This is a genomic window from Pseudomonas viridiflava, assembly GCF_003702045.1.
In the GTDB taxonomy this organism is placed as follows: domain Bacteria; phylum Pseudomonadota; class Gammaproteobacteria; order Pseudomonadales; family Pseudomonadaceae; genus Aquipseudomonas; species Aquipseudomonas viridiflava_C.
The window spans coordinates 705,735-729,321 of record NZ_RBTP01000012.1; the positions used below are offsets into that span (position 1 = coordinate 705,735).

Below are 23,587 nucleotides of genomic sequence, written 5' to 3' on the forward strand. Positions count from 1 at the left end.
TCGGAGCAAAAGGCATTCAGAAGGTTCCATGTTTGAGAGATGTGGATGATTTCTTTACACTGCAATCGACTAGTCTCAATAAAAGGCTGGGACAAAAATTGGTGAGGGCCGCTTACCGTATGAAGCAAGTATTGCTGTTGTAGAACGGTCTACGCAACGGTAGAAGAAACCCTAGGGAAACTTTGAAGTAAGGCTGCTTACGTCCTTAATTTGAATGGTAGTCTTAACCCTGAAAAAAAAGGCTGCATTCGGAAGGGCTATAAAAAATGACACGCATGAATGATGTGAAGAAAATAATCTCTGCTCTTATCTCAAAAAATAAGATAGATTTTTGCCGCGACGACTGGAGTGCTAACTATAGGCAGGGCTGGGATGAGGAACTTTCAAAAGATTTGCGCCTTGCTTTTGATGATGTTGAAAAATTGATTGCCGGTGTAGAAAATAATGATGATGTTTTGAGTTTAATGGCGCTGACGATGGCTCGCATTAGATTTTTAAGGCTTTCAGATTACTTTTTAAATATTCATGAGGACTTAGAAAAAATGCTTGTGATCTACAGGGATAAGAATATTGAAATTCCTAAGGATTATAAGTATTGATTGGAGGTTTTGGTCTGGCGGTCAGGCGCTTATGATTGGAGAAAAACATTAAAGCTCTCGTTTTTGTTGGGGGAATAGCGTTGTTGTCGCTTGTTGAGGAAAACGAAAGTACCGGGTCGAACACGGCAATCCTGATATCCGGTTCAACCAGCGCAGCCATGCCGTCAATGGATTTTCTAAAGTCGACGGTCTTGGGGTAGAGGTACACTTTCTCGACTTGAGCGTTGAGTCGCATCATGGTGGATGGGCTTCTGAAAAAAACGGGAATCCAGCATCCAGCATCCAGCATTAGCTTAGCGCTTTGAGTGGGGTTCATTGAGCGATTACTGTAGTTGATCGGAGCATCCCTAAACCCCCATTAATCCAAAAGCCCAACCACCTTCCTATACTCCTCACGCCCCCGACCCGCCTCCCGGGTCAATCGAATCTCGATCCCCTTGGGATTATTCTCCCTATTGCCATCCAGCGTATGCCAGCCGCCATTCTGTCTCCAGATTCGGACCTGCAGCTCCACGACGCCTGCAAGCACAGCAACCCCTTCCTTGGGCGCAGGCAGCGGGTAACGATCGCTTGGCAAGCCCATTGCCCGGTACAACGTCCCGTCCTTGAGCCACCAGCGCACGCGTTGCAAACCTTCGCCCGATACGGCGGCACTGCGAATCACGTCCAGACGAAAGTCGCCTGTGTCAGCGGCACGCACGCTGACCGCTGCCGGGGCCTGAGGTCGGTCGTTCTGATCGCCGTCCAGGTCCGGCTCCTGCATTTCGATGCTGGCGCGCAGGGCCACGTCACGTTCCAGTTGGTTGAAGGCGCGCAGCAGGGACTCGGTCTGTTCGGTGTTTTCACGCAGCCGGGCATCGGTGCGGGTCACGCTGTCCAGGCCGCGCCAGGCAATCAGGCTGACGATGGACATCAACAGGATCGCTACCATGACCTCAAGCAGGGTAAAACCACGCTGACGGTTCATGGCGCACTGACCACGCTCAGTTGTCCCAATGCCGTGCGCTGCACGTCCAGCGAGTGCTGGCCGTCTGAGAGCCGGATAGACAGCGCCGGGTTGATCCACTCGGCATTCAGTATCACCGCTTGCCTGGGCCGGGTTTGCACGCGCATCGACGGCGTTTCCCAGTGACGAGGACGCAGTTGCGGGTCGTTGGCGAAGTGGTCGTAACCGGTGCCTTGTGTGTCACGCCGTCTGAACGAAAAGCCCTTTTCATCGGCCAGCCAGGTGATCGGGCGGCCGTCGGCCCTGGCCTCGGCCTGGGCGATTTGCAGCAGGTGTGCCAGGCGCTCGCTGTCCTTGCGCAGCAGCGCATGGGCATCGGGTTTGATGCTGAGGCTGACCGCCGCGCTGGCGATGCCGATGATGACCAGCACCACCATCAGTTCTATCAAGGTAAAGCCGTCTTGCCTGTCCGTGGTCATGAAAAATGCGTTCCTTCGGTGGGCCTCTGTGCCGACGTGCCGTCTGATGTAGACTCCCAGCCAGGACGAACAGGAGGTTCAGTCATGGCATTTGCTTTTGGTGTATCGGCTCCGCGATTGTTGCAGTCGGCGGCCTTGCTGGCAGCGTTGGCTGGCGTGGTGACTTGGTCGTCGCTGTTGTTGACTTCGGCATCATCCCATATGCCTGCCGAGGCGTTCGTGACGCAGGAGGCGAAGTCGGCAAGTCCGGCCGAACAATGGTTCGCCAATCAACCCTCTCAGGTTCAGGTCAGTGTTTCCGGCGTGATGGCGGGTGCGCAGGGTGCAGTGGCAATCATCCGGCTCAACGATGGCCCGGCACGCAGTGTGATGGCCGGTGAAAAGCTTGCCCGAGATGTGCGTCTGGTAAGCATCGAAGCTGACGGAGTGGTCATTGAACATGGCGCCCAGCAGAGCCGGATCAAGGTCGCCATGTTGCCCCAGGTCCCCGGGTTGCCAGGCCTGATACGTCATTGAAAGGTTCACTGGGGCCGGACCCAGGGTCGCCCCAGCACGGTTTCAAGACGGGCTAGCGGAGGCGCCTGTTTACCGCGTTCCGATACCCGTACGTTGACGCGAATCAATGCTCCACCGGTGAGGGCGACCAAGGTCTGATCGCAGCGCAGCAGCAGACGTCCCTGATCACAATCGAGGGTTTTCGCGCCAGCCTTGAGCTGTCCTTCCAGACGCAATTCAGCGAGTCGGTTCTGCGCGGCAAGCAGGGCGATAGCACGATCACGCAGCAGCCCGTTGCTCTGCGTCATGCCCCCTGCAACACGCACCGCTGCGGACATGGCCACGGCAATGATCGCCAGCGCGACCAGTACCTCGATCAGGGTAAAACCACGGTCCTTGTCTCGCTTTCGCATGGTGCCTCCTGGCCGACGACAGAGGCGCAGAATAGCACTGCCGCGTGGGCTGGACGCGAATGCAAATCGCCGGATAAATTCCGTCGTCCCGCTTTATAGTTTTGTTACACTGCGACGCTGATAAGGATTATCAAGGGAAATAGATATGGAAGTCGCGCGCGTCAAGCAGCGGCCTGCAGGCCATCGCGCCCAGGCTGGTTTCACCTTGATCGAGATCATGGTGGTGTTAGTCATTCTGGGCATTCTGGCAGCCATCGTGGTGCCTAAAGTGCTGGACCGCCCTGATCAGGCCCGTGCCACTGCCGCCAGGCAAGACATTGGCGGTCTCATGCAAGCGCTCAAGCTGTATCGCCTTGATCACGGCAGCTACCCCAACCAGGCGCAAGGCCTCAAGGTTTTGGTGGAGCGTCCGGCGAACGTCAATAAAAGCAACTGGCGCTCCTATCTTGAGCGGTTGCCCAACGACCCTTGGGGCCGTCCTTACAATTACTTGAATCCGGGCGTCAACGGCGAGGTGGATGTCTTTTCCCTCGGTGCCGACGGCCAACCGGATGGCGACGGCGTGAACGCCGATATCGGCTCCTGGCAGCTTTAAGCGCTGCCATGAATAAGGTCTTTTTCAACGCGCTCAGCCAGCGTGGCTCGGCGATTATCAGCGCCTTGCTGATCGCCGCAATCGTTGCGGTGATCGCGGCCGGAATGCTCACCCGTCAAGGCGTGCTGACCCGAAGTATCGAGGCCGAACAGTCCCGCGTGCAGGGCAGCAACGCGTTGATGGGCGGCCTTGAAATCAGCCGCCAGTTGCTGTGGGAATCACGGCAGCAGGACCCTTCGACCCGCCTTGATCAGCCTTGGGCCAGGCCCATTACAAACGATGTCTCGCATGCCGTGCCGGGGGATTTCGAGGGGCAGTTGCAGGATCAGCAGGGCAAATTCAATTTGCGTAACCTGCTCACCAACCAGCAACTGGACGCCGGCCAACAGCGCAGTTTCGAGCGATTGTGCGCGATGATCGGCATTGACGGCGCGCTGGCTCAACGCATCAGCCAGCGGGTGATTGCCTCCTATCCACGGCTGCTGTCGCTGCCTGTGGCCAGCGGTGACACAAGCCGTCTGGACAGTGGTCGAGCGACGTCGTCCACCCCTGCGCAAACCCTTTTGCCCGCGACGCAGCCGATGTTGCGCAGCCTCGACGATCTGCGTGGGCTAGCCGGTCTCAGCGAAGCGTCCCTGGCGCGGCTGGATGATTACGTCAGTGTGTTGCCGGGCAATACCTGGGTGAACGGCAATACCGCCAGCCCCGAAGTCCTGGCGGCGGTCATTCCCGGCCTGTCGCTGTCCAGGGCGCAAGCGGTGGTGTCCGAACGTGACCGGGGGCTGTGGTTCGTCAATCGTGGGGATCTGGTCAATCGGCTTCGTGTGCCGACGTTGACCGTCGACAACCTCAAGGTGGGCATTACCAGCGAATGGTTCATGTTGCGAGGGCAGGCGCGGCCTCAGCAACGTCAGGTCAGCATCCAGGCTTTGTTGCATCGTGTCGGCGAGGCAATACCGCGTGTCATCTGGTCCCGGGTGGGCATATGAACGGTCTGCGCATCGCCCTGCCACCCTTGGCTCAATTGACCGAAGTCAGCGAGCTTGCCTTCGTACGACTGGATCGTGCCGGCCATATCATTGAAAGCGGACGCAGCACATTGTCAGTGCTCGGCGCGAACAAAAAAACGCGTGCCGTGGAGTGCTATCTGCACCCGCTGGACAGCATTTCGACCCGCCTCGATCTGCCGCCATTGTCAGGATCACGCCTCCATGCCGCTGTTATCTGCGCCGCGCAAGCACTCCTGCTAGGCCCTGTCGATGAGATGCACATTGCCCACAGCACCCGTGACGCACAGGGGCGTGTTCATCTGGGCTGGCTGGCGAAAAGCGCCCTGCATCAGTTGATCGATGTGTTGGACCGGATGCGGCTGTCATTGCGCGGACTGTACCCGGCGTCGTTCGGCCTGCCGGTTCCGCTGGCGGGGCAGGTGAGCGCTTGCGTGCTGGATGAACACTGGCTGCTGCGTTACAGCGTTGATCAGGCCGTGGTGCAACCCTGTTCCGATGACAGCGCCGAAGAGAGGAACGGCAACAGCCTGGATGGGCGTCTGGTCTTCGGCCATGAGGTGTGTCGGCTGGATGACAACGGACCTGATGCGTCGGCGCTGAGCCTGAGTGGTGCTGCGCCGGGGTGGAGCCTGCACGCGGGGTTGATCCGCGGCACACGTCAAACGTCCAGTTGGACACCCGCCGTGGCGTGCTGCGCGCTGGCTGTTGTGGTGTGGGCCTTGGGGCTGAATTTCTACGCCGCCCGTGAGGCCGCGCAGGGGCGGGCGCTGAAAGCCGGAATGAGCCAGCGCGTCAAACAGGCCTTTCCCGAACTGCCGGTGATTCTCAACCCGCTGCAACAGGCCCGTCAGCAATTGGCCGCGCGCACTCAGGCAGCTGGGTCCGATTCCGGTCAGCGCTTCAATCATCTGTTGCAACACGCTGCCGAAGGCATGCCTTTCATGGCAGGCAGCGTGCAGAACCTGACGTATCACGAGGGCCGCCTGCAACTGCAAATGCTCGCCGAAACACCGCTGGTGCCCCTCGACGCGGCTTGGCAGGAGACACTGAAACAGGCCGGGGTGAGTGTCAATCGCGAGGACCGTCTGTGGATCCTGAGCCCGCTGGCCGAGTCTGCGGTGAGCGACACTGAGGGCGCTCAGGGTGACAAAAATGAATAGTGCGACGCTCAATCGTGTGAAAACACGCTGGGTGTTCTGGCGGGGTCGCGCAGCGGTTGCCTGGTCAGGTCTTACGCGCAGAGAACGGCAATTGCTGGCGGGTGCCGCGCTGGTGTTCTGCGGATTGCTGGTGTGGCTAGTGTTGATCCAGCCGCCGTTGCAGACAATCGCTTACTGGCAAACCGAACTCCCCAAACTGCGAACTCAGAACCAGACGCTGGAAGGTTTGCTGCAACAGATGCCAACCCCACGCTCGCGGGCAACGGGGCAGAGCCTGGAGCACGCATTGCGCGCAAGTCTTGAAGAGGCCGGGCTTGAGGGCCGCTATCAGTTGCAGACTGAAAGCGGGAACCGCGAGTCGGCCTGGCAACTGACGTTCGACAGCGCACCGGCTGACGGTGTCATGAGGTGGCTGTTGGAGCAGCCAGGACAGCTTTCGTTACAGGTTATCGAAGCCCGTCTGCAACGCGCAGACGCGCTTTCCGCACAGGTCTCGGCAGCTCGCCTGTCCGGGATGGTTAGCATGGATCGGGCGCCCAGCGTCATCAAGGAAGCTTTATGAAGGGATCAGGCTTCAATTATGCGCGCCAGTGCCGTAAAGCGTTACCGTTCATGCTGCTGGCGCTGGGGGCGTGCAGCAGTTCATCACCGACAACTGCGTTGCGGGTGGACAGCGAATTGGGGCAGCCGCTGGCCAGCACACATCGCACAGGCGATGCGCTACTCGACAGGCCGCGTGCTCAAGCGGCCGTTGTGAACACGTCCAGCGTTCAGCACCCGATTACATCATCGCGCAGGCAGGCAAGTGTCCGCAGTCCCGCCCCGGCGCGCAGCGTGCTGGGCAATCAGCCGGTGCAACTCAACTTTGTCGAGGCCGACATTCAGGCGGTCGTACGGGCGCTGTCTCGTTCGACCGGCCAGCAGTTCCTGTTGGACCCCCGCGTCACCGGGACTTTGACGCTGGTCAGTGAGGGCCAGGTGCCCGCGGTTCAGGCCTACGATATGTTGCTGGCTGCGCTGCGCATGCAAGGCTTCAGTGTGGTCGATGTCGGCGGCGTCGCGCATGTGGTGCCCGAAGCGGATGCCAAGCTGCTGGGCGGCCCGCTGTACAACCCCGACAAGCCTGCCGCCAATGGCATGCTGACCCGCACGTTTCGTCTGCAATACGAAAACGCGGTCAATCTGATTCCGGTGTTGCGGCCCATCGTGTCGCCGAACAACCCGATCAACGCCTATCCCGGCAACAACACCATTGTGGTCACCGATTACGCTGAAAACCTGACCCGGGTGGCGCAAATCATCGATGGCATCGACACGCCCAGTGCCATCGACACCGACGTGGTCTCGGTGCGCAACGGGATTGCCGTGGACATCGCCAACATGGTCAGCGAGCTGCTGGACACACAGGGCGGCGATCCGACACAAAAAATCAGCGTGATCGGCGATCCGCGCTCCAACGCCATCATCATCCGCGCAGGCAGCCCCGAGCGCACCGAACTGGCACGCAACCTGATCTACAAGCTGGACAACGCCCAGAGCAATCCGAGCAACCTGCACGTGGTCTATCTGCGCAATGCTCAGGCCGGCAAGCTGGCCCAGGCCTTGCGCGGTCTGCTGACGGGCGAAAGCGACAGCGGTATGCCAGACAGCGCACGTGCGATGTTGAGCGGCATGGGGGCAACAGGCAGCAAAAATGACGGACAGGGCAACCTTGGTTCCGCCGCCGCCACCAGCGGCACGGCAAGCAGCGCAGGCGGCAGTGGCTATGGGCAGGGCAGTGCCACGACGGGCAGCACCGGACTGAGCGGTCAGCAGGCCGGTCAAAGCACCGCGTTCACCGCTGGCGGCGTGACCATTCAAGCTGACCCGACCACCAACACCTTATTGATCTCGGCACCCGAACCCCTCTATCGCAACCTGCGTGAAGTGATCGACCAACTGGATCAGCGGCGTGCCCAAGTGGTGATCGAAAGCCTGATTGTCGAAGTCGGTGAGGACGATGCCAGCGAGTTCGGCGTGCAATGGCAGACCGGCAATCTGAGCGGCAGCGGCGTGTTCGGTGGTGCTAATCTGGGCGGCAGCGGGCTGGTCAGTAATCCGGCTGGCGGCACGACGATTGATGTGCTGCCGTCGGGGTTGAATGTCGGCGTGGTGAAAGGTGCGGTGACCATTCCGGGCATCGGCGAAGTGCTGGACCTCAAGGTGCTGGCGCGAGCGCTGAAAAGCAAAGGCGGCAGCAACGTGCTGTCCACGCCGAACCTGCTGACACTGGACAACGAAGCGGCGAGCATCTTCGTCGGGCAGACCATTCCCTTCGTCACCGGCAGTTACGTGACGGGCGGGGGCGGCACCAGCAACAACCCGTTCCAGACCGTGGAGCGTGAGGAAGTCGGCCTGAAGCTCAACGTGCGTCCGCAAATTTCCGAAGGCGGCACCGTCAAACTGGACATCTATCAGGAGGTCAGCAGCGTCGACCAGCGTGCCTCTGTCGACGCGGGCACGGTCACCAACAAGCGCGCCATCGACACCAGCATTCTGCTCGACGACGGGCAGATCATGGTCTTGGGCGGGCTGCTTCAGGACGGTTACAACCAAAGCAATGATGCGGTGCCTTGGTTGTCGAGAATCCCGGTGTTGGGCGTACTGTTTCGTAACGAACGCCGCCAGCTCACCAAAACCAACCTGATGGTGTTCCTGCGTCCCTACATCATTCGTGACATTGGCGCCGGGCGCAGCATCACCCTCAATCGTTACGACTACATGCGTCGTGCCCAAGGCGCCCTGCAGCCTGAGCGCAACTGGGCATTGCCGGACATGCAGGGGCCGCAACTGCCTTCGGCGGCCAAGGCGATCCCTGAACCGATGCCGGTGCGTGAACAAATGCCGCGGGCGACCATTCGCGCCGTTCCAGTACCGGCCCCCTCGCCATGAACGCCTTGCCGTACGCCTGGGCCAAGGCGCAACGCCTTCTTTTGCGACACAGCGAGCAGGGTGCGGTGCTGGTCTTGTGCCAGTCTACGCCCGGCTGGGCAATCAACGAGGCACGACGCCAGTTCGGTCCGGCCCGTCTTGAACGTGTCGATGATGCGCAAATGGACGGGCTGCTGACAGCGGCGTACGCCGATACCGGCAGTGCTGCGGCGGTGGTCGGCGCGGCGGAGAGCGAGGCTGATCTGGATCGCCTGATGCAGGACATCCCGGAAATCACCGACCTGCTGGATGCGCAGGAGGGTGCGCCCGTCATCCGCATGATCAATGCGCTGTTCACTCAGGCCGCTCGGGATGAGGCGAGCGACATTCACATCGAGCCCTATGAAAGCCATTCGGTGGTGCGCTACCGCGTCGATGGCACGCTGCGCGATGTGGTGTCGCCGCGCAAGGCGCTGCACGGCTCGCTGGTGTCGCGAATCAAGATCATGGCGCAACTGGACATCGCCGAGAAACGCCTGCCCCAGGACGGGCGAATCGCTTTGCGGGTGGCCGGACGTCCCATCGACATTCGTGTCTCCACAGTGCCCACCGGTCACGGCGAACGCGTGGTGATGCGTCTGCTGGACAAGCAAGCCGGACGTCTGCGACTGGAAACCCTGGGCATGGACCCGGACCTGCTCGCCAGGCTCGATCACCTGATTCGCCAGCCCCACGGCATCGTGCTGGTCACAGGGCCAACCGGCAGCGGCAAGACCACCAGCCTGTACGCGGCGCTGGCGCGACTGGACGCCAGCACCAGCAACATCCTGACGGTTGAGGATCCGGTGGAATACGACCTGCCGGGTATCAGCCAGATTCAGGTCAACGCCCGCATCGACATGACATTTGCCTTGGCCCTGCGCGCCATCCTGCGTCAGGACCCGGACATCATCATGATCGGCGAAATTCGTGATCTGGAAACCGCACAGATCGCGGTGCAGGCCTCGCTGACCGGGCACCTGGTGCTGGCGACCCTGCACACCAACGATTCGGTGTCGGCCGTCAATCGGTTGATCGACATGGGTGTCGAGCCGTTTCTGCTGGCGTCGTCACTGCTGGGCGTGCTCGCTCAACGTCTTGTGCGTCGCCTGTGCCCGCACTGCAAACAGCCAGACCCGGCCGTCGTTGGCAGTTGGCGACCGGTAGGCTGCGCGTCCTGCAATCAGATCGGGTACAGCGGCCGAACCGGCATTCATGAGCTGTTCTGTGTCGATGACGATGTCCGCAGCCTGATCCACAGCGGGGCCGACGAGCAGGCATTGCGCGTGGCGGCACGTCGCGCCGGGATGTTGAGCATGCGCGAGGATGGCGCACGCTGGGTGCGTGGCGGCTTTACAGCGCCGGAAGAAATTCTGCGTGTGACACGGGACGTCTGATGAATCGTTATCGCTATGAAGCTGCCGATGCGCAGGGCAGGATCGAATCGGGGCATCTGGAGGCCGATAGCCAGAACGCTGCGTTCGCGGCTTTGCGCGGTCGCGGTCTGACGGCATTACAGGTCGACATCGAGGCCGTCCGGGCTGGCAGCGGCGGACGAGGGTTATTCAGCGCCCGGCTGTCGGACACCGACCTGGCCTCAGTCACTCGCCAACTGGCGAGCCTGCTGGGTGCCGGGTTGCCGCTGGACGAGGCCTTGAGCGCCACGCTGGAACAGGCCGAGCGCAAGCACATTATCCAGACCCTGGGCGCGGTGCGCAGCGACGTGCGCAGCGGCATGCGCCTGACCGAAGCCCTGGCGGCACGCCCGGGTGATTTTCCAGACATTTACCGGGCCTTGATTGCGGCGGGGGAGGAGTCCGGTGATCTGGCCCACGTTATGGAGCGCTTGGCGGACTACATCGAGGAACGCAACGGCCTGCGCAGCAAGATTCTCACCGCCTTCATCTACCCCGGCGTGGTTGGGCTGGTCTCGATTGCGATCGTGATTTTTCTGTTGAGTTACGTCGTGCCTCAGGTGGTCAGCGCGTTCTCACAGGCGCGTCAGGACCTGCCCGGGCTTACCCTGGCCATGCTCAATGCCAGCGATTTCATCCGCAGATGGGGCTGGCTCTGCCTGCTCGGCTTTTTGACGGGTGTGTGGGGCTGGCGCCTGTATCTGCGCAATCCTGCGGCGCGTCTGAGCTGGCACGCTCGTGTGTTGCGTCTGCCGCTGATCGGTCGCTTCGTGCTAGGGCTGAATACCGCACGCTTTGCCTCGACCCTGGCGATTCTGGGCGGTGCCGGCGTGCCTTTGCTGCGCGCGCTGGAGGCGGCGCGTCAGACCCTATCCAATGACCGTCTGAGCCAGAGCGTCGCCGAAGCCACCGCCAAGGTGCGCGAAGGCGTGAACCTGGCCGCCGCCTTGCGGGTGGAGAAGGTCTTTCCGCCATTGCTCATCCACCTCATTGCCAGCGGCGAGAAAACCGGTGCGCTGCCGCCCATGCTGGAGCGCGCTGCGCAGACGTTGTCGCGGGATATCGAGCGCCGTGCGATGGGCATGACCGCGTTGCTCGAACCCTTGATGATCGTGGTGATGGGCGGTGTGGTGCTGGTGATCGTGCTGGCAGTGCTGCTGCCCATCATCGAAATCAATCAATTGGTGGGTTGATGCCTCATGCAAAAGGCCCTCGATCAGGAGGGCCTTCAGTTAAAACGATCAGCGTCAGATCTTGCCAGCGCCTGCCTTGGCCTTGACGTCCGCCGCCACTTTGTCGGCGCTCAGCGGGCTGTAGCTGTAAGGCGCAGTCCAGCCGATGTTAGTGCCCCAGTCACATTTCAACACCGTGCCGTTCAGTCGCGAGCCGCTGTCACGATAGACGCTTCCACCGTAATCACCGGCAATCTTGTCGCAGCCGCTGATACCGCTGATCTCGAACGCGTTCTGCTCCGAGAAAATCTTCGAATTCTTGCCAACGCCATGCGCGTAGGAGAACGGGTAGATTTTGTGGCTGGTGCTGCCCACGTGATAGTTGTTGTACAGGTGTACCTGGCCGAAGCGTACACGCGGCGCACGGGCCGAAATGTTTTCGAACAGCGTGTTGTGGATAGTAACCTTGAGCTTGCCCTCGTCGGTGGTCTTGCTGTCGCTCGATCCGATCAGGTTGTTCTTTTCGTGATTCTTGAAGATTGAATACGAGATGGTTACGTAGTTGGCGCCGTTCTTGACGTCCAGAGCACCGTCATGGTGCTGCTTGGGCCGACCGTTGGCGGTGCCGTTCTGGTCGTCGGTGCGACGTCCGTCGGAGAAGGTCACGTGGTCGACCCACACATTGTTGGCGCCTTCGACCGTCAGGCTGTCGTACTCGGAGTTCCAGTTACCGTCGCTGCCGTCATCGGCGTCCCAGATCGGCTCCGGGTCCCACGGGTTCTCAATGGTGAGGTTGCGGATGATTACATCGTTTTCCTTGGCATAGAAGAAACCCTCACGGATCTCCGCACTGCTACTGGTGCCCACAATGGTGGTCTTGCCGGGTATGTCCAGACGGCCTCGGGATTTCATGTCTGATGTCTTGGTGTAGGGCTTGCCTTCGCTCACATCGATCAGGCCAGTGATCTTGATGATACGGCCGTTGCTGCCCACCGACGCCGCCAATGCAGCTTTGAGCTCAGCGGCATTCTTGACGGTGTAGATATTGTTCGACGCCGCTCGCGAGCCACCTTTAGTGCCCCCGTTCTGAGTGGCCCAGCCCGTGGTGGCTACATCGGTTGCAATATCGGCGTGGGCAGACAGCGTGACCAGCATCAGCGATCCGAACAGACCGCTTGCAAGCGTGAGCGACAGGTGTTTTTGAGACTTAACCATTTAATCGGATCCTTGATTAATTTGAGTTACAACCCGCAGCAGACAACTGCGTGTCTCACCAGCAAACGTCCATTTGCTCTTGATGCCGTGCAAACAACCGTTTGCTGTTTGGCGAATATAGATCACAGTTTGATAAATGATTAATGTTGTATGACGACATATATCGTAATAGATAATAAATCTCATTTGTGCAGCATGGATGTGACATTGATTGAAAGGGATTTACGGCAGGGTCAGTCGGCTGTGTATGTTAACTAGCTGAAATAGAGAGTTTTAAAAGGTTTTTTCGCTTTCTTGCGGAAAAAAGTAGGTACAGAAGAGCTGTACGTACGTCCCATTTTATGTATGACGTCAGGTCTTTTATTGCGCTTAAACCGACTGAGAGAAAAGGTTAATGGCAGCGAGGGTTTATTGCGGGCAGGTGGGAATGGGTCAAAAAACTGGCAACTTGCTAACGGCACCCGAGGGTGATGGGTTCGCAGTTTCATGAATAAACAGGCCAATTATCCATGCCTTCGAAAAGTGAATGATCGACCATTTATTAGATGAATGATGCGATGGGAGACGTTCTTCAGAACGTTGCCTTAAAACACCTTCGCCCAGCGGTCATTGCAGGGCATGTAAGCGAACAACGAAGGGAAGTGAAGATCAGACGAAGTGGGCCTGAGCGGTGTCGATGCGCCCCAGGATTCTCAGGTAGAGTTTCATGCAAGTGCCGTTGCCGGGTGCCGTCTCGACCCGCACGCCGCCACCGGCGTTCACGGCGAACTCCTGAACCTGAGCCAGGCCCAGTCCGGTACCCAATCCGGTCTTTTTGGTGGTGAAAAACGGTTCGAAGATTCGTGATGCCAGCTCTGCGGCCATGCCCGGACCATTGTCGGTCACGCTGATGACCAGGTAATCGCCTTCCGGCAATCGCAGGTCGTCTGTGACGGTTTCCATACGCGTTGCTATGCGGGCGTTGCCAGGCCCGGACATGGCGTCTCGTGCGTTGGCAAGCAGGTTCAGAATGGCCGCATGCAATTGAGCCTCGACACACAGCACACCCCAGCCTTTGGCGGCGAGATCGAATGACAGCTCCATCTCGTTACCCACCGAACGCAATAGCAAATCATGGGCTGCTTCCAACCGCTCGCTCACGTCGATGCAGATCAATTCCGGGCCGTCCTGACGAACGCTCGACAGCAGACGGCTGACCAGCTGACGGCCATGCTCGACCGCCTGCAGACCGGTTTCGCTGAGGCTTTCCACATCAGACGGGCGCCGCGCTCGCATGCGCACCAATTGCAGGCTGGCGCTCAGTGCCTGCAGCAGGTTGTTGAAGTCATGGGCGATACTTGCCGTCAGCATGCCCAGCGACGATACCCGCTGGGAATGGCGCAGGTTCTTTTCTGTGGCACGGTTGTGGCCCTGGGCGTTCTCAAGCTCTTGGGTCAGCGCTGCTGCACGTTGTTCATGCTGCTCGCCCAGCATGCGCAATTGCATCAGGGCGGCTGTCTGGCGCGCCAGGGCTTGCAGTGCCAGACGTTGCGAATCGCTCAGGCTGCGTGGTTTCGTATCGATGACACAAACAGTGCCCATCGGCAGACCCGTATCGCTGCAGATCGGCGCGCCGGCATAAAAGCGGATATAAGGCGGGCCGAGAACCAGCGCACTGTGTTCGAAGCGAGGGTCGAGCGTGGCGTCCTCGACAACCAATACCTCTGTCGGTGCCAGAATTGCATGGGCGCAGAACGCGAGGTCGCGGTGGGTTTCGCGCACGTCCAGGCCAAGACAGGCCTTGAACCATTGGCGCTCACGGTCCACCAGCGATACCAGTGCGATGGGGGCGTCGCACAGCGTCGTTGCCAATCGCACGACATCGTCGAAACCCTGCTCAGGCGCGCTGTCGAGAATCCCCAGATGCTCCAGCGACAGGATTCGATCTGCCTCATTGGCCGGGAAGGGGGCGGGGCGGTGGGTCATCGGAAAGCATCGCGGCGAGGGCAAAATGTGCCGGTATGATGCCTGTAGAGTCGAGACGACAGCAAGGTACTTGCGAGGTCTGTTTTGGGGCTTGCGGCTTTGGTTAAGGTCTGGTTACCTCGACGGCCAATCTGTCTGGAGGCTTCAGCATGTCGTCCAACGTCGCAACCCGTCCACCACTGCCACCGTTTACCCGCGAATCCGCCATTGAAAAGGTTCGCCTGGCCGAAGATGGCTGGAACAGCCGTAACCCTGAAAAGGTGGCGCAAGCCTACACAGCGGACACCCAGTGGCGTAACCGTGCCGAGTTCATTACCAACCGCGAGCAGGCGCAGCGGTTCCTGGAACGTAAATGGGCGAAGGAGCTGGACTATCGCCTGATCAAGGAACTCTGGGCCTTCGACGGTCATCGCATTGCCGTTCGCTACGCCTATGAGTGGCATGATGATTCGGGAAACTGGTTTCGCTCCTATGGCAACGAGAACTGGGCGTTCAATGACGATGGGCTGATGGCTAACCGCTTTGCCTGCATCAACGATCTGCCGATCACGGAGTCTGAACGCAAATTCCATTGGCCGCTCGGGCGTCGCCCGGATGATCATCCGGGTCTTTCCGACCTGGGGCTCTAAGCCATCTGTTCACCCAGCGCAGCCAGCGGGGCCGGGTCATCGCCATCGAGATCAATACCATGATCGAACACCGTGAATTCAGCGCAGGCATAAAGGGCAAGCCTCTTTCCACGCTGCACGATCCCCAACCCGAGCCTGTGCGCCAGACACGCGCAGGTTTCCTGTTGCTGGAGCATTTTTCCCTGCCGGCATTCACCCAGGTGCTGGACACGCTGGTGACTGCGAACCTGCTGAGGCCGGCGTTGTTCGCGCCGTGTACATTCGGCCTCGAAGACGGCGAGGTCATGAGTGACCTGGGCCTGGTCATCCGGCCTGACAGGCGTCTGGACCACCCATCCATTGCGGATCTGGATATCTTGTTTGTGTGCGGAGGTTACAGGACGGCACTGAAGGCAGAGGCGCGTCTGACGTCCCTGCTCAAGGGCGCAGCCGAGCATCGGGTAACGCTGGCAGGGTTGTGGAATGGCGCCTGGTTTCTGGGCTCGGCCGGGCTGCTTGAGGGCTACCGTTGCGCACTCCATCCGGAACACCGTCCAGCACTGGCTGAGCTGTCCAGAGACGCTAATGTCACCAGTGAAGCGTTCGTCATCGATCGCGATCGCCTGACCGCCTCCAGCCCGTCAGGAGCGTTTCACATGGCACTGGAATGGATAGGGGCGCTCCACGACAAGGCTTTGGTCGAGGGCATCGAGGATATTCTCTCGTTCGAAGAGTCCCGTTATAGAAGGATCAAGGTGACCGCGCACAGCTCGGTCAGCGCTCCGTTGCGTGAAGTCATCACGCTCATGGACAACAATCTCGAGGAGCCGCTTGAGCTTGAACAGCTGGCGGTTTACGCAGGTCGCTCGCGTCGTCAGATAGAGCGGCTGTTCAAAGAACAGTTGGGCACCACGCCACAACGGTATTACCTCGAGTTGAGGCTCAAGGAGGCCCGCCGCCTGTTTCAGCATACGGAGATGTCGCAGGTGGAGGTCTTGGTGGCGTGCGGGTTCGTTTCGCCCAGCCACTTCAGCAAATGCTACAGCTCGTTTTTCGGTTACCGCCCTTCGAAAGAGAAACGGCTGGTTCGTTGACGGGGAAGGGCAGCCCGGCTAGACAGTGTTCAAACGGACCCGTTGACGCTGCCGCGACTCAAAGCAGCGCGCCTCCCTGGCGCTGCTCCTGATGGCATAAACGCGGTTTTGACGGGATCAGCCGACCGCTATGTCGTGCGCGCTTAGGCTGTTGACGCCCACCATTGCGATTTCGAAGTCCGCATGCAAATCGGCGTTGACGTTGCCGTACAGCACGTGGTCGACGAAGCGCAGCTGGCCTGCGCCGGTGAACTGTTCGCTGCCCACGAAGGTAAAAGCGTCCAGCGCTTTGGTATCCACATTGGCGTCGAGCTTGAGGAAGCTCAGCTTGTCGCCTTCCTGGCTGTTAAAGTCGGTGATGACGTCCCGCGCTTGACCTTTGCCCATTTCCGCCACGTCGTTGAACACGAAGCGGTCGGCACCGGCGCCGCCGATCAGGGTGTCAGTGCCCAGACCACCGACCAGTTTGTCCTTGCCGGCACCGCCATCAAGGACATTGTTCGCATCATTGCCGGTCAGGGTGTTGCTGCGGTCGTTGCCCAGCACGTTGAAGGCACCTTCTCCACGCAAATGAACGTTTTCGAAGTTCGAGAGCGTTTCAGAATTGAGGTCGATTAACGTCGCGGTCGGCGAGGTGTTGTCGAAGGTGATTTTGAGCGAATCGATGCCTTCATCCTTGAGTTCTTTCACCAGCCCCAATTCAGCCGCCTGGTCGATGACGTAGGTGTCATTGCCCAGCCCGCCGATCATGGTGTCTACGCCACCCCGGCCATCGAGCACGTTGTCCAGTTTGTTGCCGATCAGTGTGTCGTTGAAAGCCGAACCGATGGCGTTCTCAATGTCCGCGCCGTACGCGATGGCCAACCCGGAGTCCATGACCGTCGGGCTGTCAGGGGTGTGGTTGTAATCCAGAAACGCCTTGCCGATGGTGCTGAATTCGCCTGGATTGAGGTTGATCCTGACCGACGCCTCCTGATTGCTGGCATCGATGGTGTCCTTGCCACCCGCATCCCAGATGGTTTCGAACACTGACTGACCCGCGGCCCACTTATACACGTCGTTACCGGTGTGATACGTCGTGTTGGCACCGTAGATGTACTGCATGGTCAGAACGTCCAGCAGCATGGGTGTGGTCGGTTTGAAGCTGTATTCGTTGGTGTAGCTCATGATCGTGTAGCGAGCGTCTTCGTATTTGGTGTCTAGCAGCACATCGTTGTACTGCGACCCCTCGAACGGATGCTTCAAGCCCAGTGCATGACCGATTTCGTGAATGAAGGTCAGGTAATCCAGCGAGCCCTTTTCAGGTGTGGAAGCCTTGACGTCCGGTCCGATCCAGACATCGCCGGAGCGCGCCACGTCGCCCGGGATATAAGCCTGGCCCATCTCTTTGCCGCTGAGTCCCTTGAAGCCGCCAAAACGCAGGTCACCGACGTTGTCAGCAGTGTCTTCGACCTGAGTGAAGCTCAGATCCGCCACGGCACTCCAGGCTGCCAGTGCGCTATTGGCCGCTGCCATCTGACCGTCAGTGAGCGAATACGCATCATTAGGCTCCATGCTGCGGCTGTAGTTGTCGGCATACAAGGAGTTTGCGGTGTGGAAGCTGTAGGTCAGGTGAGTGCCTTGAACTTCGGATGTCCAGTAAGGACCGGCCAACAGGCTCGTGACTCGTTCATCAGGCGCCTCTTCGGTCAACAGATCGACTGGCGTAAAACCACTGGGTGTAGGCATCGCGGCACGGTCCTTTGAGGGGAAAGACGAAGGGTCGGTATCGTGTCGGAGAATGTACGGAATTGCAGCGCGGTGACTATTATCTATTTCTTCATTTGACGCTCAGTGAGTCCCGAGGAAGAGCGTTCGCAATCTACATTCCGAACGCTCTCGGGTCTGCAGCGATTGGGCTTACAGCTCTTTTTTCAGATGCTTTTCGATCTGCTCAAGCGATTTGCCTTTTGTCTCGGGCAGGCACAGGAAGACGAAGATCAGCGAGCCGATGTTGATGGCTGCGAACACGAAAAACGTCGGGTTGCCGATGACGTCCACCGCAATGGGGAAGGTGAAGGCGACCGAGGCGTTGAACAGCCATTGCATCGACACCGCGACCCCTGTCAGCAGGCCTCTGACTTGCATCGGGAACAGCTCCGACATCAGCAACCAGTAGACCGGCGAAATGCACATTTGCATGAACAGCAGAAACACCAGGATGCAGGCCAGGGCGGCATAGCTCTGGGTCAGGTTTTGCGGCATGAATTGCAGCACACAGCCCAGCGCCGCCTGCATCAGGATCACCATGACCAGGCCCGTCATCAGCAAGTGCCGACGCCCGTAACGGCCAATGGCCCAGATGCCCAGCAAGGTGGCGATGACGGACACCACGCCATTGCCGATGGTGGCGGTCAGCGCGGCGTTGGTGCCCATGCCAGTGTTCTTGAGGATGATCGGCGTGTAGTACATGAAAGCGTTGACGCCGGTGAACTGCGCGGTAAAGCCCAGGCCCACGCCAATCAGTAACAGCTTGATCACCCAGCTCTGGCGCAGCAGATCCTTCACCGCCGGACGGTTACGCGCCTGCTTGTCCTGGGCTTTCATCTCGTCGACTTCGCGCTGCGCGTCTGCTTTCGTATCGCGCAACTGCTCCAGAACATCCTGAGCGTCGTCGAAGCGGCCTTTCGAAGCCAGCCAGCGCGGGGAGGGCGGCACAAAGAACGTCCCGACCAGCAACAGCACACCCGGAATCATCGCGATGGCCAGCATGTAACGCCAGATACCCGGCGTGTGCAGCAAGGCCGCCATGACGGCACTCAGTACGTAGGCCAACAGTTGACCGCTGACAATCATCAGTTCGTTACGGCTGACCAGCCGAGCGCGACGTGACGGGCCGGCGATCTCGGCAATGAACACCGGTACAGTCGCCGAACCTCCGCCCACGGCAAAACCGAGCACAAAGCGCGCGGCGATCATGAATGAAATGGAGGGCGCTATCGCTGTGCCCAAGGCGCCGAAGATGAACAGGATCGACAACAGGCGCAGCGTCACGCGGCGTCCATAACGGTCCGAGATATAACCGCTGGCGAGCGACCCGAAAGCCGCCCCCACGATGAGGGAGGCGGTGACCAGCCCTTCGGTATAGGCATTGAGCCCCAATCCGCCCTGATCCATCGGCAGCGTCATGAACGGTAGCGCGCCGGCAATGATGCCGGTGTCATAACCGAAGGCGAGCGCCCCCATCGTTGCGACGAGTACTGAAATGAAGATCAATCGGCCGGGTGATGCCTGCTTTCGACCCGGCTGGCCAGCCGCCGTCGAGGTGATGCTTGAAGACATGAATATAAAGTCCTTCACGTAGAACCAGCGTCGTGCCAGTACAGATGTGAGGCTTAGGGCGGTGTCGGCTTCATGAGTTCCCTAAGAGAGGAAAATCGATTCAGCTTGTTAAGATTTCAGACGTTGTCAGCAAGGCGCCGTTTATTCGCCGTTACGTCAATTCGCTTGAGTGCATGTCTTTGGAGCCGATACGGACTGCTACCTACCGAGAGCCTGATTCGGCGTGGACGTAAACCTCAGCGCCAATATCCCCAACATTGGCGTGAGCGAGACAACCCGAACGGTTCAGGTGACCCGGGCCTGCGGAAACCTTGGCGGTGACCATCTGTTCAAGAGGGCCTTGCACCGTGTACAGGAAGTCGGCTTGGACAGGGTTGACCGGGTGGAGTACCTGTACAGCTGCAACGTCTCGAAAAACGAAGCGGTTGCAGCCGTTCGAAACACTCTATCCGTGCGCACGTGCTCTGAAGACCAGACTCGGTGCCTGGCCTGGGACTTCGTCAAGAACGCCGATGCGCTGCATGCCGATTTTTTCCAGCACCTTGATCGACGCCGCATGTGCCGGTCGAACCAGCCCATAGACCTGTGGCAAGTGAAGCGATTCGAAGGCATGGGCCAGCCCTGCTTTCCCCAGTTGTGTTGCCAACCCCTTGCCCCAGGCGTGTTCTGCAAAGCGATAACCCAGATTGACGCGTTGTTCGCCCAGATAATCGTGCAGCGCGATGCCGCCAAAGCCTATTACCTGGTCCGGCGCTTCGTCAGTAGCGACCGCCCACCAGCCGTAGCCGTGGACAGACCAATGCTCGAGCCATCGGCTCAATACCGATTCGGCCTGAGCCAGGCTGGTCAAGGGCCCCGCCGGGTTGAACAGATGGGTTCGCGGATCGCCATAGATGTCGAACAGCCTTGGCAGGTCCGCAGGTGTAGGTTTTCTATAAATCAAACGCGAGCGGTGTTCAGTCATTGTTCTGTACCTTCGTCAGCGTAACGGGTTGATGGGCTGAGGGCTGATGAGCCTGGACGAAATCCACAAACGCCCGCAAGGGAGAGGGCAAGTACCGGCGCCCGGGGTAGTAAAGGTACGGCCCCGAGAAACTGGGCCACCAGGATTCGAGTACCGGTTCCAGCTTGCCAGTGTCGAAGTACGGCTGTAGCCATTGATCGAACAGGTAGATGATGCCAAGCCCATCGATTGCCGCTTGTACTGACAGCTCGACACCGCCGCCGATGCTGAAGACCATCGGGCCGGACGGGTCTACTCGCAGGGTCTCGCCCTGTTTTTCATAATCCCAGAGCGGCATCGAGCCACTGGGAAATTTTCCGCGCAGGCAGGCATGGTTGAGCAGATCCCGAGGGTGTTGGGGATGGCCTCGGGAGGTCAGGTACTCCGGTGAAGCGGCCGTGGCGAAGCGCTGAGTGCGTGGTCCGATAGGCACGGCAATCATGTCCTGTTCGAGGCGCTCCTCGTAACGGATACCGGCATCACAGCCCGCGGCCAGCACGTCGACGAAGCTTTCCTCAATGATCAGCTCCAGGCGGATGTCTGGGTAGGTCTGCAGGAAGGGCGTGATGATCGACGGCAGCACCAGGCGAGCGACGCTCAGTGGCACGTTCAGCTTCAAAGTGCCTGAAGGCCTGTCGCGAAAGTCGTTGACCACATCAAGCGCCGATTCGACTTCGCCGAGCGCCGGCACGATGCGCTCCATGAGTTTCTTGCCAGCCTCTGTCGGCAGCACACTGCGGGTCGTGCGGTTGAGCAGCCGGACGCCCAGCCGACTTTCCATGCGGCGAATAGCGTCGCTGAGACTGGACGCGGACTGCCCGCTCAAACGCGCCGCTTCGCGAAACCCCTTGGCATTGACGACGGCCACGAAGGCCAGCGAGTCTTGAATATCGTTTTTCATTGTTCTCTATACCGTACAACCTGTGCAGATTGCACCTGATTATCGCGACAGTGCTCAACGCCTATAGTCCGACTCATCCTTAGGAGCGAGACGCATCTGATGAGTACTTCGAGCCACGCAAACACATTTTCATTGGGAAACCTGCGCGTCAATCGCATGGGGTACGGCGCGATGCAGTTGGCGGGCCCGCAGGTCTTCGGCCCGACAAAAGATCCGGCGGCCGCCGTTGCTGTCCTTCGCGCAGCCGTCGCTGCGGGCGTCAACCATATCGACACGGCGGACTTCTACGGTCCGCACGTCACCAACCAGCTCATTCGCCAGGCACTGCATCCTTATGCGGACGAGCTTGTCATTGTCACCAAGGTTGGCGCTGTGCGGGGTGCTGATGCGTCGTGGAATCCGGCACAAAGCCCCGACGAACTGATCCGCGCCGTCCATGACAACCTGCGCAATCTGGATCTGGAGGTGCTGGATGTGGTTAATTTTCGGGCGTGGGGGGCTCATCAGGCACCCAGCGAGGGATCGATTGAAGCGCCTTTCACGGCGCTGGCAGAGCTGCAGCGTCAGGGGCTTATTCGTCATATGGGCCTGAGCAATGTCACGGCCTCGCAAATCATCGAAGCTCAAGGCATCGCCGATATTGTCTGCGTGCAAAATCACTACAACCTGTCCCACCGGGTTGACGAGCCACTGATCGCCGAACTGGGCAGGCAAGGTATCGCCTATGTGCCGTTCTTCCCGCTGGGCGGCTTCACGCCGCTTCAATCCGCGACGCTCTCACGCGTTGCGGCCGGGTTGGGTGCATCACCTCTGTGCGTGGCGCTTGCCTGGCTGATGCAGCGTGCGGACAACCTGCTGCTGATTCCTGGAACGTCATCAGTGGCGCACCTCAAGGAGAACCTCAGCGCCAGTGGTCTGGTAATCCCCCCTGAGAGTCTGGAAGAGCTGGATCAAATTGCCTGACACTTCGTCATGGGCATTTATAGATGCCTATCTGGCGCGAACGTCCCAGGCGTGTCAGGAGCGAATGATCATCACCTCCTGGTATTCTGCCGGGACGACAAGGGCGTTCGTACCCGAGCGATTCATTCGGTTGAGCAATGCGTGCAGATCATTCGTCAGCTTCTCGACCTGATCGTCGGGCAATGCATTGACGCTTTTTGCATCGGGCCGTACCAGCGGCTAAAGACGTCGATGAAGTGCTCGGGTGATCGGTAGCGAAAGTTGAACACTCTGGGGATGGCTCGAATTTCGCTCGAACAGTGGGCGAAGAGCTGGTGCAAGTAGCCTTTGACGCCCCAGTCCGAAGGTTTCGCAGCGGCTTTTGGCAGCGCGATAGAGCGTCTCAATGTGGAAAGCATCTGACCGACAAAGCCTTCGGGTGTCCAGCAGGTCAGGCCGATGCGGCCTTTGGGGCGGCACACCCGCGCCAGCTCTGACGCCGCTTTTTTCTGATCTGACGTGAACATCACGCCAAAGGTCGACAACACCGCGTCAAAGGTCTCGTCTTCAAAGGGAAGCGCTTGCGCATGGGCTTCCTGGAACGCGACATCGAGGTGTTCTGCGCGTAATTGTTCGCGGCCGCGCTCCAAAAGCGCGCAAGCGTAATCAGTGGATACGACCTTACAGCCGCGACGCGCGGCAGAGGGCGTCGCATTGCCATTTCCGGCGGCCACATCGAGTATTTTTTCGTCGTAGTTCAGGTCGCAGGCTTCACCCAGACGTTCGCCTGAGATGGAGAGCGTGGTGCCGATGACGGTGTAGTCCGGTCCGGTTTTGTAACCGGGCTCTACAACCTACCTCAATCTGGCGGTCATGTAGATGAGGCGCACGGTCGCAATCGTGATCGCTTCGGCGTCCCCCTTGATGGTTTCAAGATGAGAAGCACCCAGCGTGTCCACTTCGGAACGCGCCTCGACCAGTCGGGTAACGTGATACAGGTTCTGCATTACCTCATGCAGGCTGCCGTGCAGGCGGCCAATCACTCGGTTCAGTCGTTCCGAATCGCTGTTTGCGTGGCCTTCGATCTGGGGAGTAGAGCGTTCCAGGCTGAACCCGGTAACCACGTAACTCACATCGATTCCAGCATCTGCAATGCGCGACAGGTAATCGGCTCGGGGGGAGCGTATACCGTTCTCATAGTTGCCCTGAGCGTTGGTTTCTACTCCCCCTATCGCACCCAGTGCGCTTTGAGAAAGCTTCAAACGCAGTCGCTCTCGTTTAAGGCGTGGACCAATGCCTGGCATA

Annotated in this window: 23 protein-coding genes and 1 pseudogene; 12 read left to right on the forward strand and 12 right to left on the reverse strand. The window is 59.4% G+C overall.

Going from position 1 to position 23,587, the window contains the following annotated elements; translation table 11 throughout:
- The first annotated feature begins 275 nt into the window (after positions 1–275).
- Positions 276–599: a hypothetical protein gene (locus ALP40_RS05215; protein ID WP_122207199.1), complete on the forward strand. Its 324-nt coding sequence runs from the start codon at positions 276–278 to the stop codon at positions 597–599.
- On the opposite strand, the gene ALP40_RS25725 is transcribed toward ALP40_RS05215, so the two are convergent.
- The 3 genes from ALP40_RS25725 to ALP40_RS05230 are packed head-to-tail and all read right to left on the reverse strand — an operon-like array spanning position 580 to position 2,024.
- Positions 580–915: a hypothetical protein gene (locus ALP40_RS25725; protein WP_259640675.1), complete on the reverse strand. Its 336-nt coding sequence runs from the start codon at positions 913–915 to the stop codon at positions 580–582. The two genes, ALP40_RS05215 and ALP40_RS25725, sit on opposite strands and share 20 nt — an antisense overlap.
- Before the next feature lie 42 nt (positions 916–957).
- Positions 958–1,566 (reverse strand): type II secretion system protein GspJ, encoded by a 609-nt coding sequence (locus tag ALP40_RS05225; RefSeq protein WP_122207200.1) that lies wholly within the window; start codon positions 1,564–1,566, stop codon positions 958–960.
- Positions 1,563–2,024, reverse strand: coding sequence for a GspH/FimT family pseudopilin (locus tag ALP40_RS05230; protein ID WP_122207201.1), 462 nt, complete (start codon positions 2,022–2,024; stop codon positions 1,563–1,565). The genes ALP40_RS05225 and ALP40_RS05230 overlap by 4 nt, the downstream gene beginning before the upstream one ends.
- Before the next feature lie 84 nt (positions 2,025–2,108).
- Between ALP40_RS05230 and ALP40_RS05235 the strand changes: the two genes are divergently transcribed.
- Positions 2,109–2,540, forward strand: a complete 432-nt coding sequence (locus ALP40_RS05235) for a type II secretion system protein N (RefSeq protein ID WP_122207202.1) — start codon at positions 2,109–2,111, stop codon at positions 2,538–2,540.
- 5 nt (positions 2,541–2,545) lie between these two features.
- Here ALP40_RS05235 and gspI read toward each other — a convergent pair whose 3' ends face one another.
- Positions 2,546–2,932, reverse strand: coding sequence for a type II secretion system minor pseudopilin GspI (gspI, locus tag ALP40_RS05240; protein ID WP_122207203.1), 387 nt, complete (start codon positions 2,930–2,932; stop codon positions 2,546–2,548).
- A 145-nt stretch (positions 2,933–3,077) separates the two neighbouring features.
- Here gspI and gspG point away from each other — a divergent pair, with 145 nt between their 5' ends.
- From gspG to gspF, 7 genes are read left to right on the forward strand one after another with little or no spacing between them, the layout of a single operon-like run.
- Complete coding sequence (gspG, locus tag ALP40_RS05245; RefSeq protein WP_122207204.1) at positions 3,078–3,527, forward strand: type II secretion system major pseudopilin GspG; 450 nt, start codon at positions 3,078–3,080, stop codon at positions 3,525–3,527.
- An 8-nt stretch (positions 3,528–3,535) separates the two neighbouring features.
- A complete protein-coding gene (gspK, locus tag ALP40_RS05250; protein ID WP_122207205.1) occupies positions 3,536–4,516 on the forward strand; it encodes a type II secretion system minor pseudopilin GspK in 981 nt (326 codons plus the stop codon).
- A complete protein-coding gene (gene gspL, locus ALP40_RS05255; protein WP_122207206.1) occupies positions 4,513–5,697 on the forward strand; it encodes a type II secretion system protein GspL in 1,185 nt (394 codons plus the stop codon). Before gspK ends, gspL begins: the two co-directional genes overlap by 4 nt.
- Entirely contained in the window at positions 5,690–6,259 is a 570-nt protein-coding gene (gspM, locus tag ALP40_RS05260) for a type II secretion system protein GspM (protein WP_122207207.1), read from the forward strand. Before gspL ends, gspM begins: the two co-directional genes overlap by 8 nt.
- The gene (gene gspD, locus ALP40_RS05265) at positions 6,256–8,628 is read left to right on the forward strand and encodes a type II secretion system secretin GspD (RefSeq protein ID WP_122207208.1); all 2,373 of its coding nucleotides are present in this window, start codon (positions 6,256–6,258) and stop codon (positions 8,626–8,628) included. Before gspM ends, gspD begins: the two co-directional genes overlap by 4 nt.
- Entirely contained in the window at positions 8,625–10,043 is a 1,419-nt protein-coding gene (gspE, locus tag ALP40_RS05270; protein ID WP_122207209.1) for a type II secretion system ATPase GspE, read from the forward strand. The genes gspD and gspE overlap by 4 nt, the downstream gene beginning before the upstream one ends.
- Positions 10,043–11,254 (forward strand): type II secretion system inner membrane protein GspF, encoded by a 1,212-nt coding sequence (gene gspF / locus ALP40_RS05275; protein WP_122207210.1) that lies wholly within the window; start codon positions 10,043–10,045, stop codon positions 11,252–11,254. Before gspE ends, gspF begins: the two co-directional genes overlap by 1 nt.
- Positions 11,255–11,308: 54 nt before the next feature.
- Here gspF and ALP40_RS05280 read toward each other — a convergent pair whose 3' ends face one another.
- Together ALP40_RS05280 and ALP40_RS05285 are read right to left on the reverse strand one after the other, a co-directional pair.
- Positions 11,309–12,448 carry a polysaccharide lyase family 1 protein gene (locus tag ALP40_RS05280; protein ID WP_122207211.1) on the reverse strand — a complete coding sequence of 380 codons (1,140 nt, stop codon included), beginning with the start codon at positions 12,446–12,448 and terminating at the stop codon, positions 11,309–11,311.
- 648 nt (positions 12,449–13,096) lie between these two features.
- The gene (locus tag ALP40_RS05285) at positions 13,097–14,413 is read right to left on the reverse strand and encodes a sensor histidine kinase (RefSeq protein WP_122207212.1); all 1,317 of its coding nucleotides are present in this window, start codon (positions 14,411–14,413) and stop codon (positions 13,097–13,099) included.
- A 149-nt stretch (positions 14,414–14,562) separates the two neighbouring features.
- Between ALP40_RS05285 and ALP40_RS05290 the strand changes: the two genes are divergently transcribed.
- Together ALP40_RS05290 and ALP40_RS05295 are read left to right on the forward strand one after the other, a co-directional pair.
- On the forward strand, positions 14,563–15,042 hold the full coding sequence (locus ALP40_RS05290; RefSeq protein ID WP_122207213.1) for a nuclear transport factor 2 family protein: 480 nt from the start codon (positions 14,563–14,565) through the stop codon (positions 15,040–15,042).
- A 59-nt stretch (positions 15,043–15,101) separates the two neighbouring features.
- Positions 15,102–16,115: a GlxA family transcriptional regulator gene (locus tag ALP40_RS05295; RefSeq protein ID WP_122207214.1), complete on the forward strand. Its 1,014-nt coding sequence runs from the start codon at positions 15,102–15,104 to the stop codon at positions 16,113–16,115.
- A 117-nt stretch (positions 16,116–16,232) separates the two neighbouring features.
- On the opposite strand, the gene ALP40_RS05300 is transcribed toward ALP40_RS05295, so the two are convergent.
- The 4 genes from ALP40_RS05300 to ALP40_RS05315 all read right to left on the reverse strand — a co-directional run bounded on the left by ALP40_RS05300 (position 16,233) and on the right by ALP40_RS05315 (position 21,340).
- Positions 16,233–17,843, reverse strand: coding sequence for a M10 family metallopeptidase (locus ALP40_RS05300; protein WP_122207215.1), 1,611 nt, complete (start codon positions 17,841–17,843; stop codon positions 16,233–16,235).
- A gap of 171 nt (positions 17,844–18,014) precedes the next feature.
- Positions 18,015–19,436: a sugar porter family MFS transporter gene (locus ALP40_RS05305; protein ID WP_122207216.1), complete on the reverse strand. Its 1,422-nt coding sequence runs from the start codon at positions 19,434–19,436 to the stop codon at positions 18,015–18,017.
- Positions 19,437–19,881: 445 nt separating this feature from the next.
- Positions 19,882–20,400 (reverse strand): GNAT family N-acetyltransferase, encoded by a 519-nt coding sequence (locus ALP40_RS05310; protein ID WP_122207217.1) that lies wholly within the window; start codon positions 20,398–20,400, stop codon positions 19,882–19,884.
- Entirely contained in the window at positions 20,393–21,340 is a 948-nt protein-coding gene (locus tag ALP40_RS05315) for a LysR family transcriptional regulator (RefSeq protein WP_122207218.1), read from the reverse strand. The genes ALP40_RS05310 and ALP40_RS05315 overlap by 8 nt, the downstream gene beginning before the upstream one ends.
- Before the next feature lie 99 nt (positions 21,341–21,439).
- On the opposite strand from ALP40_RS05315, the gene ALP40_RS05320 reads away from it, so the two are divergent.
- Positions 21,440–22,303, forward strand: coding sequence for an aldo/keto reductase family oxidoreductase (locus ALP40_RS05320; RefSeq protein WP_122207219.1), 864 nt, complete (start codon positions 21,440–21,442; stop codon positions 22,301–22,303).
- Positions 22,304–22,357: 54 nt separating this feature from the next.
- Here the strand turns inward: ALP40_RS05320 and ALP40_RS05325 are convergent.
- A pseudogene (locus tag ALP40_RS05325) lies at positions 22,358–23,106 on the reverse strand (class I SAM-dependent methyltransferase); the annotation flags it as partial.
- 30 nt (positions 23,107–23,136) lie between these two features.
- Positions 23,137–23,586, reverse strand: a complete 450-nt coding sequence (locus ALP40_RS05330) for a helix-turn-helix domain-containing protein (RefSeq protein ID WP_122207220.1) — start codon at positions 23,584–23,586, stop codon at positions 23,137–23,139.
- Position 23,587 lies beyond the last annotated feature (1 nt).

Coding starts and splice junctions, on each gene's coding strand:
- ALP40_RS05320 (WP_122207219.1), top strand. CDS start 21,440: ATGAGTACTTCGAGCCACGCAAACACATTTTCATTGGGAAACCTGCGC.
- ALP40_RS05300 (WP_122207215.1), bottom strand. CDS start 17,843: ATGCCTACACCCAGTGGTTTTACGCCAGTCGATCTGTTGACCGAAGAG.
- gspK (WP_122207205.1), top strand. CDS start 3,536: ATGAATAAGGTCTTTTTCAACGCGCTCAGCCAGCGTGGCTCGGCGATT.
- gspG (WP_122207204.1), top strand. CDS start 3,078: ATGGAAGTCGCGCGCGTCAAGCAGCGGCCTGCAGGCCATCGCGCCCAG.
- ALP40_RS05235 (WP_122207202.1), top strand. CDS start 2,109: ATGGCATTTGCTTTTGGTGTATCGGCTCCGCGATTGTTGCAGTCGGCG.
- ALP40_RS05310 (WP_122207217.1), bottom strand. CDS start 20,400: ATGACTGAACACCGCTCGCGTTTGATTTATAGAAAACCTACACCTGCG.
- ALP40_RS05305 (WP_122207216.1), bottom strand. CDS start 19,436: ATGTCTTCAAGCATCACCTCGACGGCGGCTGGCCAGCCGGGTCGAAAG.
- ALP40_RS05295 (WP_122207214.1), top strand. CDS start 15,102: ATGATCGAACACCGTGAATTCAGCGCAGGCATAAAGGGCAAGCCTCTT.
- gspE (WP_122207209.1), top strand. CDS start 8,625: ATGAACGCCTTGCCGTACGCCTGGGCCAAGGCGCAACGCCTTCTTTTG.
- ALP40_RS05215 (WP_122207199.1), top strand. CDS start 276: ATGAATGATGTGAAGAAAATAATCTCTGCTCTTATCTCAAAAAATAAG.
- ALP40_RS05225 (WP_122207200.1), bottom strand. CDS start 1,566: ATGAACCGTCAGCGTGGTTTTACCCTGCTTGAGGTCATGGTAGCGATC.
- gspL (WP_122207206.1), top strand. CDS start 4,513: ATGAACGGTCTGCGCATCGCCCTGCCACCCTTGGCTCAATTGACCGAA.
- ALP40_RS05230 (WP_122207201.1), bottom strand. CDS start 2,024: ATGACCACGGACAGGCAAGACGGCTTTACCTTGATAGAACTGATGGTG.
- gspI (WP_122207203.1), bottom strand. CDS start 2,932: ATGCGAAAGCGAGACAAGGACCGTGGTTTTACCCTGATCGAGGTACTG.
- ALP40_RS25725 (WP_259640675.1), bottom strand. CDS start 915: ATGAACCCCACTCAAAGCGCTAAGCTAATGCTGGATGCTGGATGCTGG.
- ALP40_RS05315 (WP_122207218.1), bottom strand. CDS start 21,340: ATGAAAAACGATATTCAAGACTCGCTGGCCTTCGTGGCCGTCGTCAAT.
- ALP40_RS05280 (WP_122207211.1), bottom strand. CDS start 12,448: ATGGTTAAGTCTCAAAAACACCTGTCGCTCACGCTTGCAAGCGGTCTG.
- gspF (WP_122207210.1), top strand. CDS start 10,043: ATGAATCGTTATCGCTATGAAGCTGCCGATGCGCAGGGCAGGATCGAA.
- ALP40_RS05285 (WP_122207212.1), bottom strand. CDS start 14,413: ATGACCCACCGCCCCGCCCCCTTCCCGGCCAATGAGGCAGATCGAATC.
- gspD (WP_122207208.1), top strand. CDS start 6,256: ATGAAGGGATCAGGCTTCAATTATGCGCGCCAGTGCCGTAAAGCGTTA.
- gspM (WP_122207207.1), top strand. CDS start 5,690: ATGAATAGTGCGACGCTCAATCGTGTGAAAACACGCTGGGTGTTCTGG.
- ALP40_RS05290 (WP_122207213.1), top strand. CDS start 14,563: ATGTCGTCCAACGTCGCAACCCGTCCACCACTGCCACCGTTTACCCGC.
- ALP40_RS05330 (WP_122207220.1), bottom strand. CDS start 23,586: ATGCCAGGCATTGGTCCACGCCTTAAACGAGAGCGACTGCGTTTGAAG.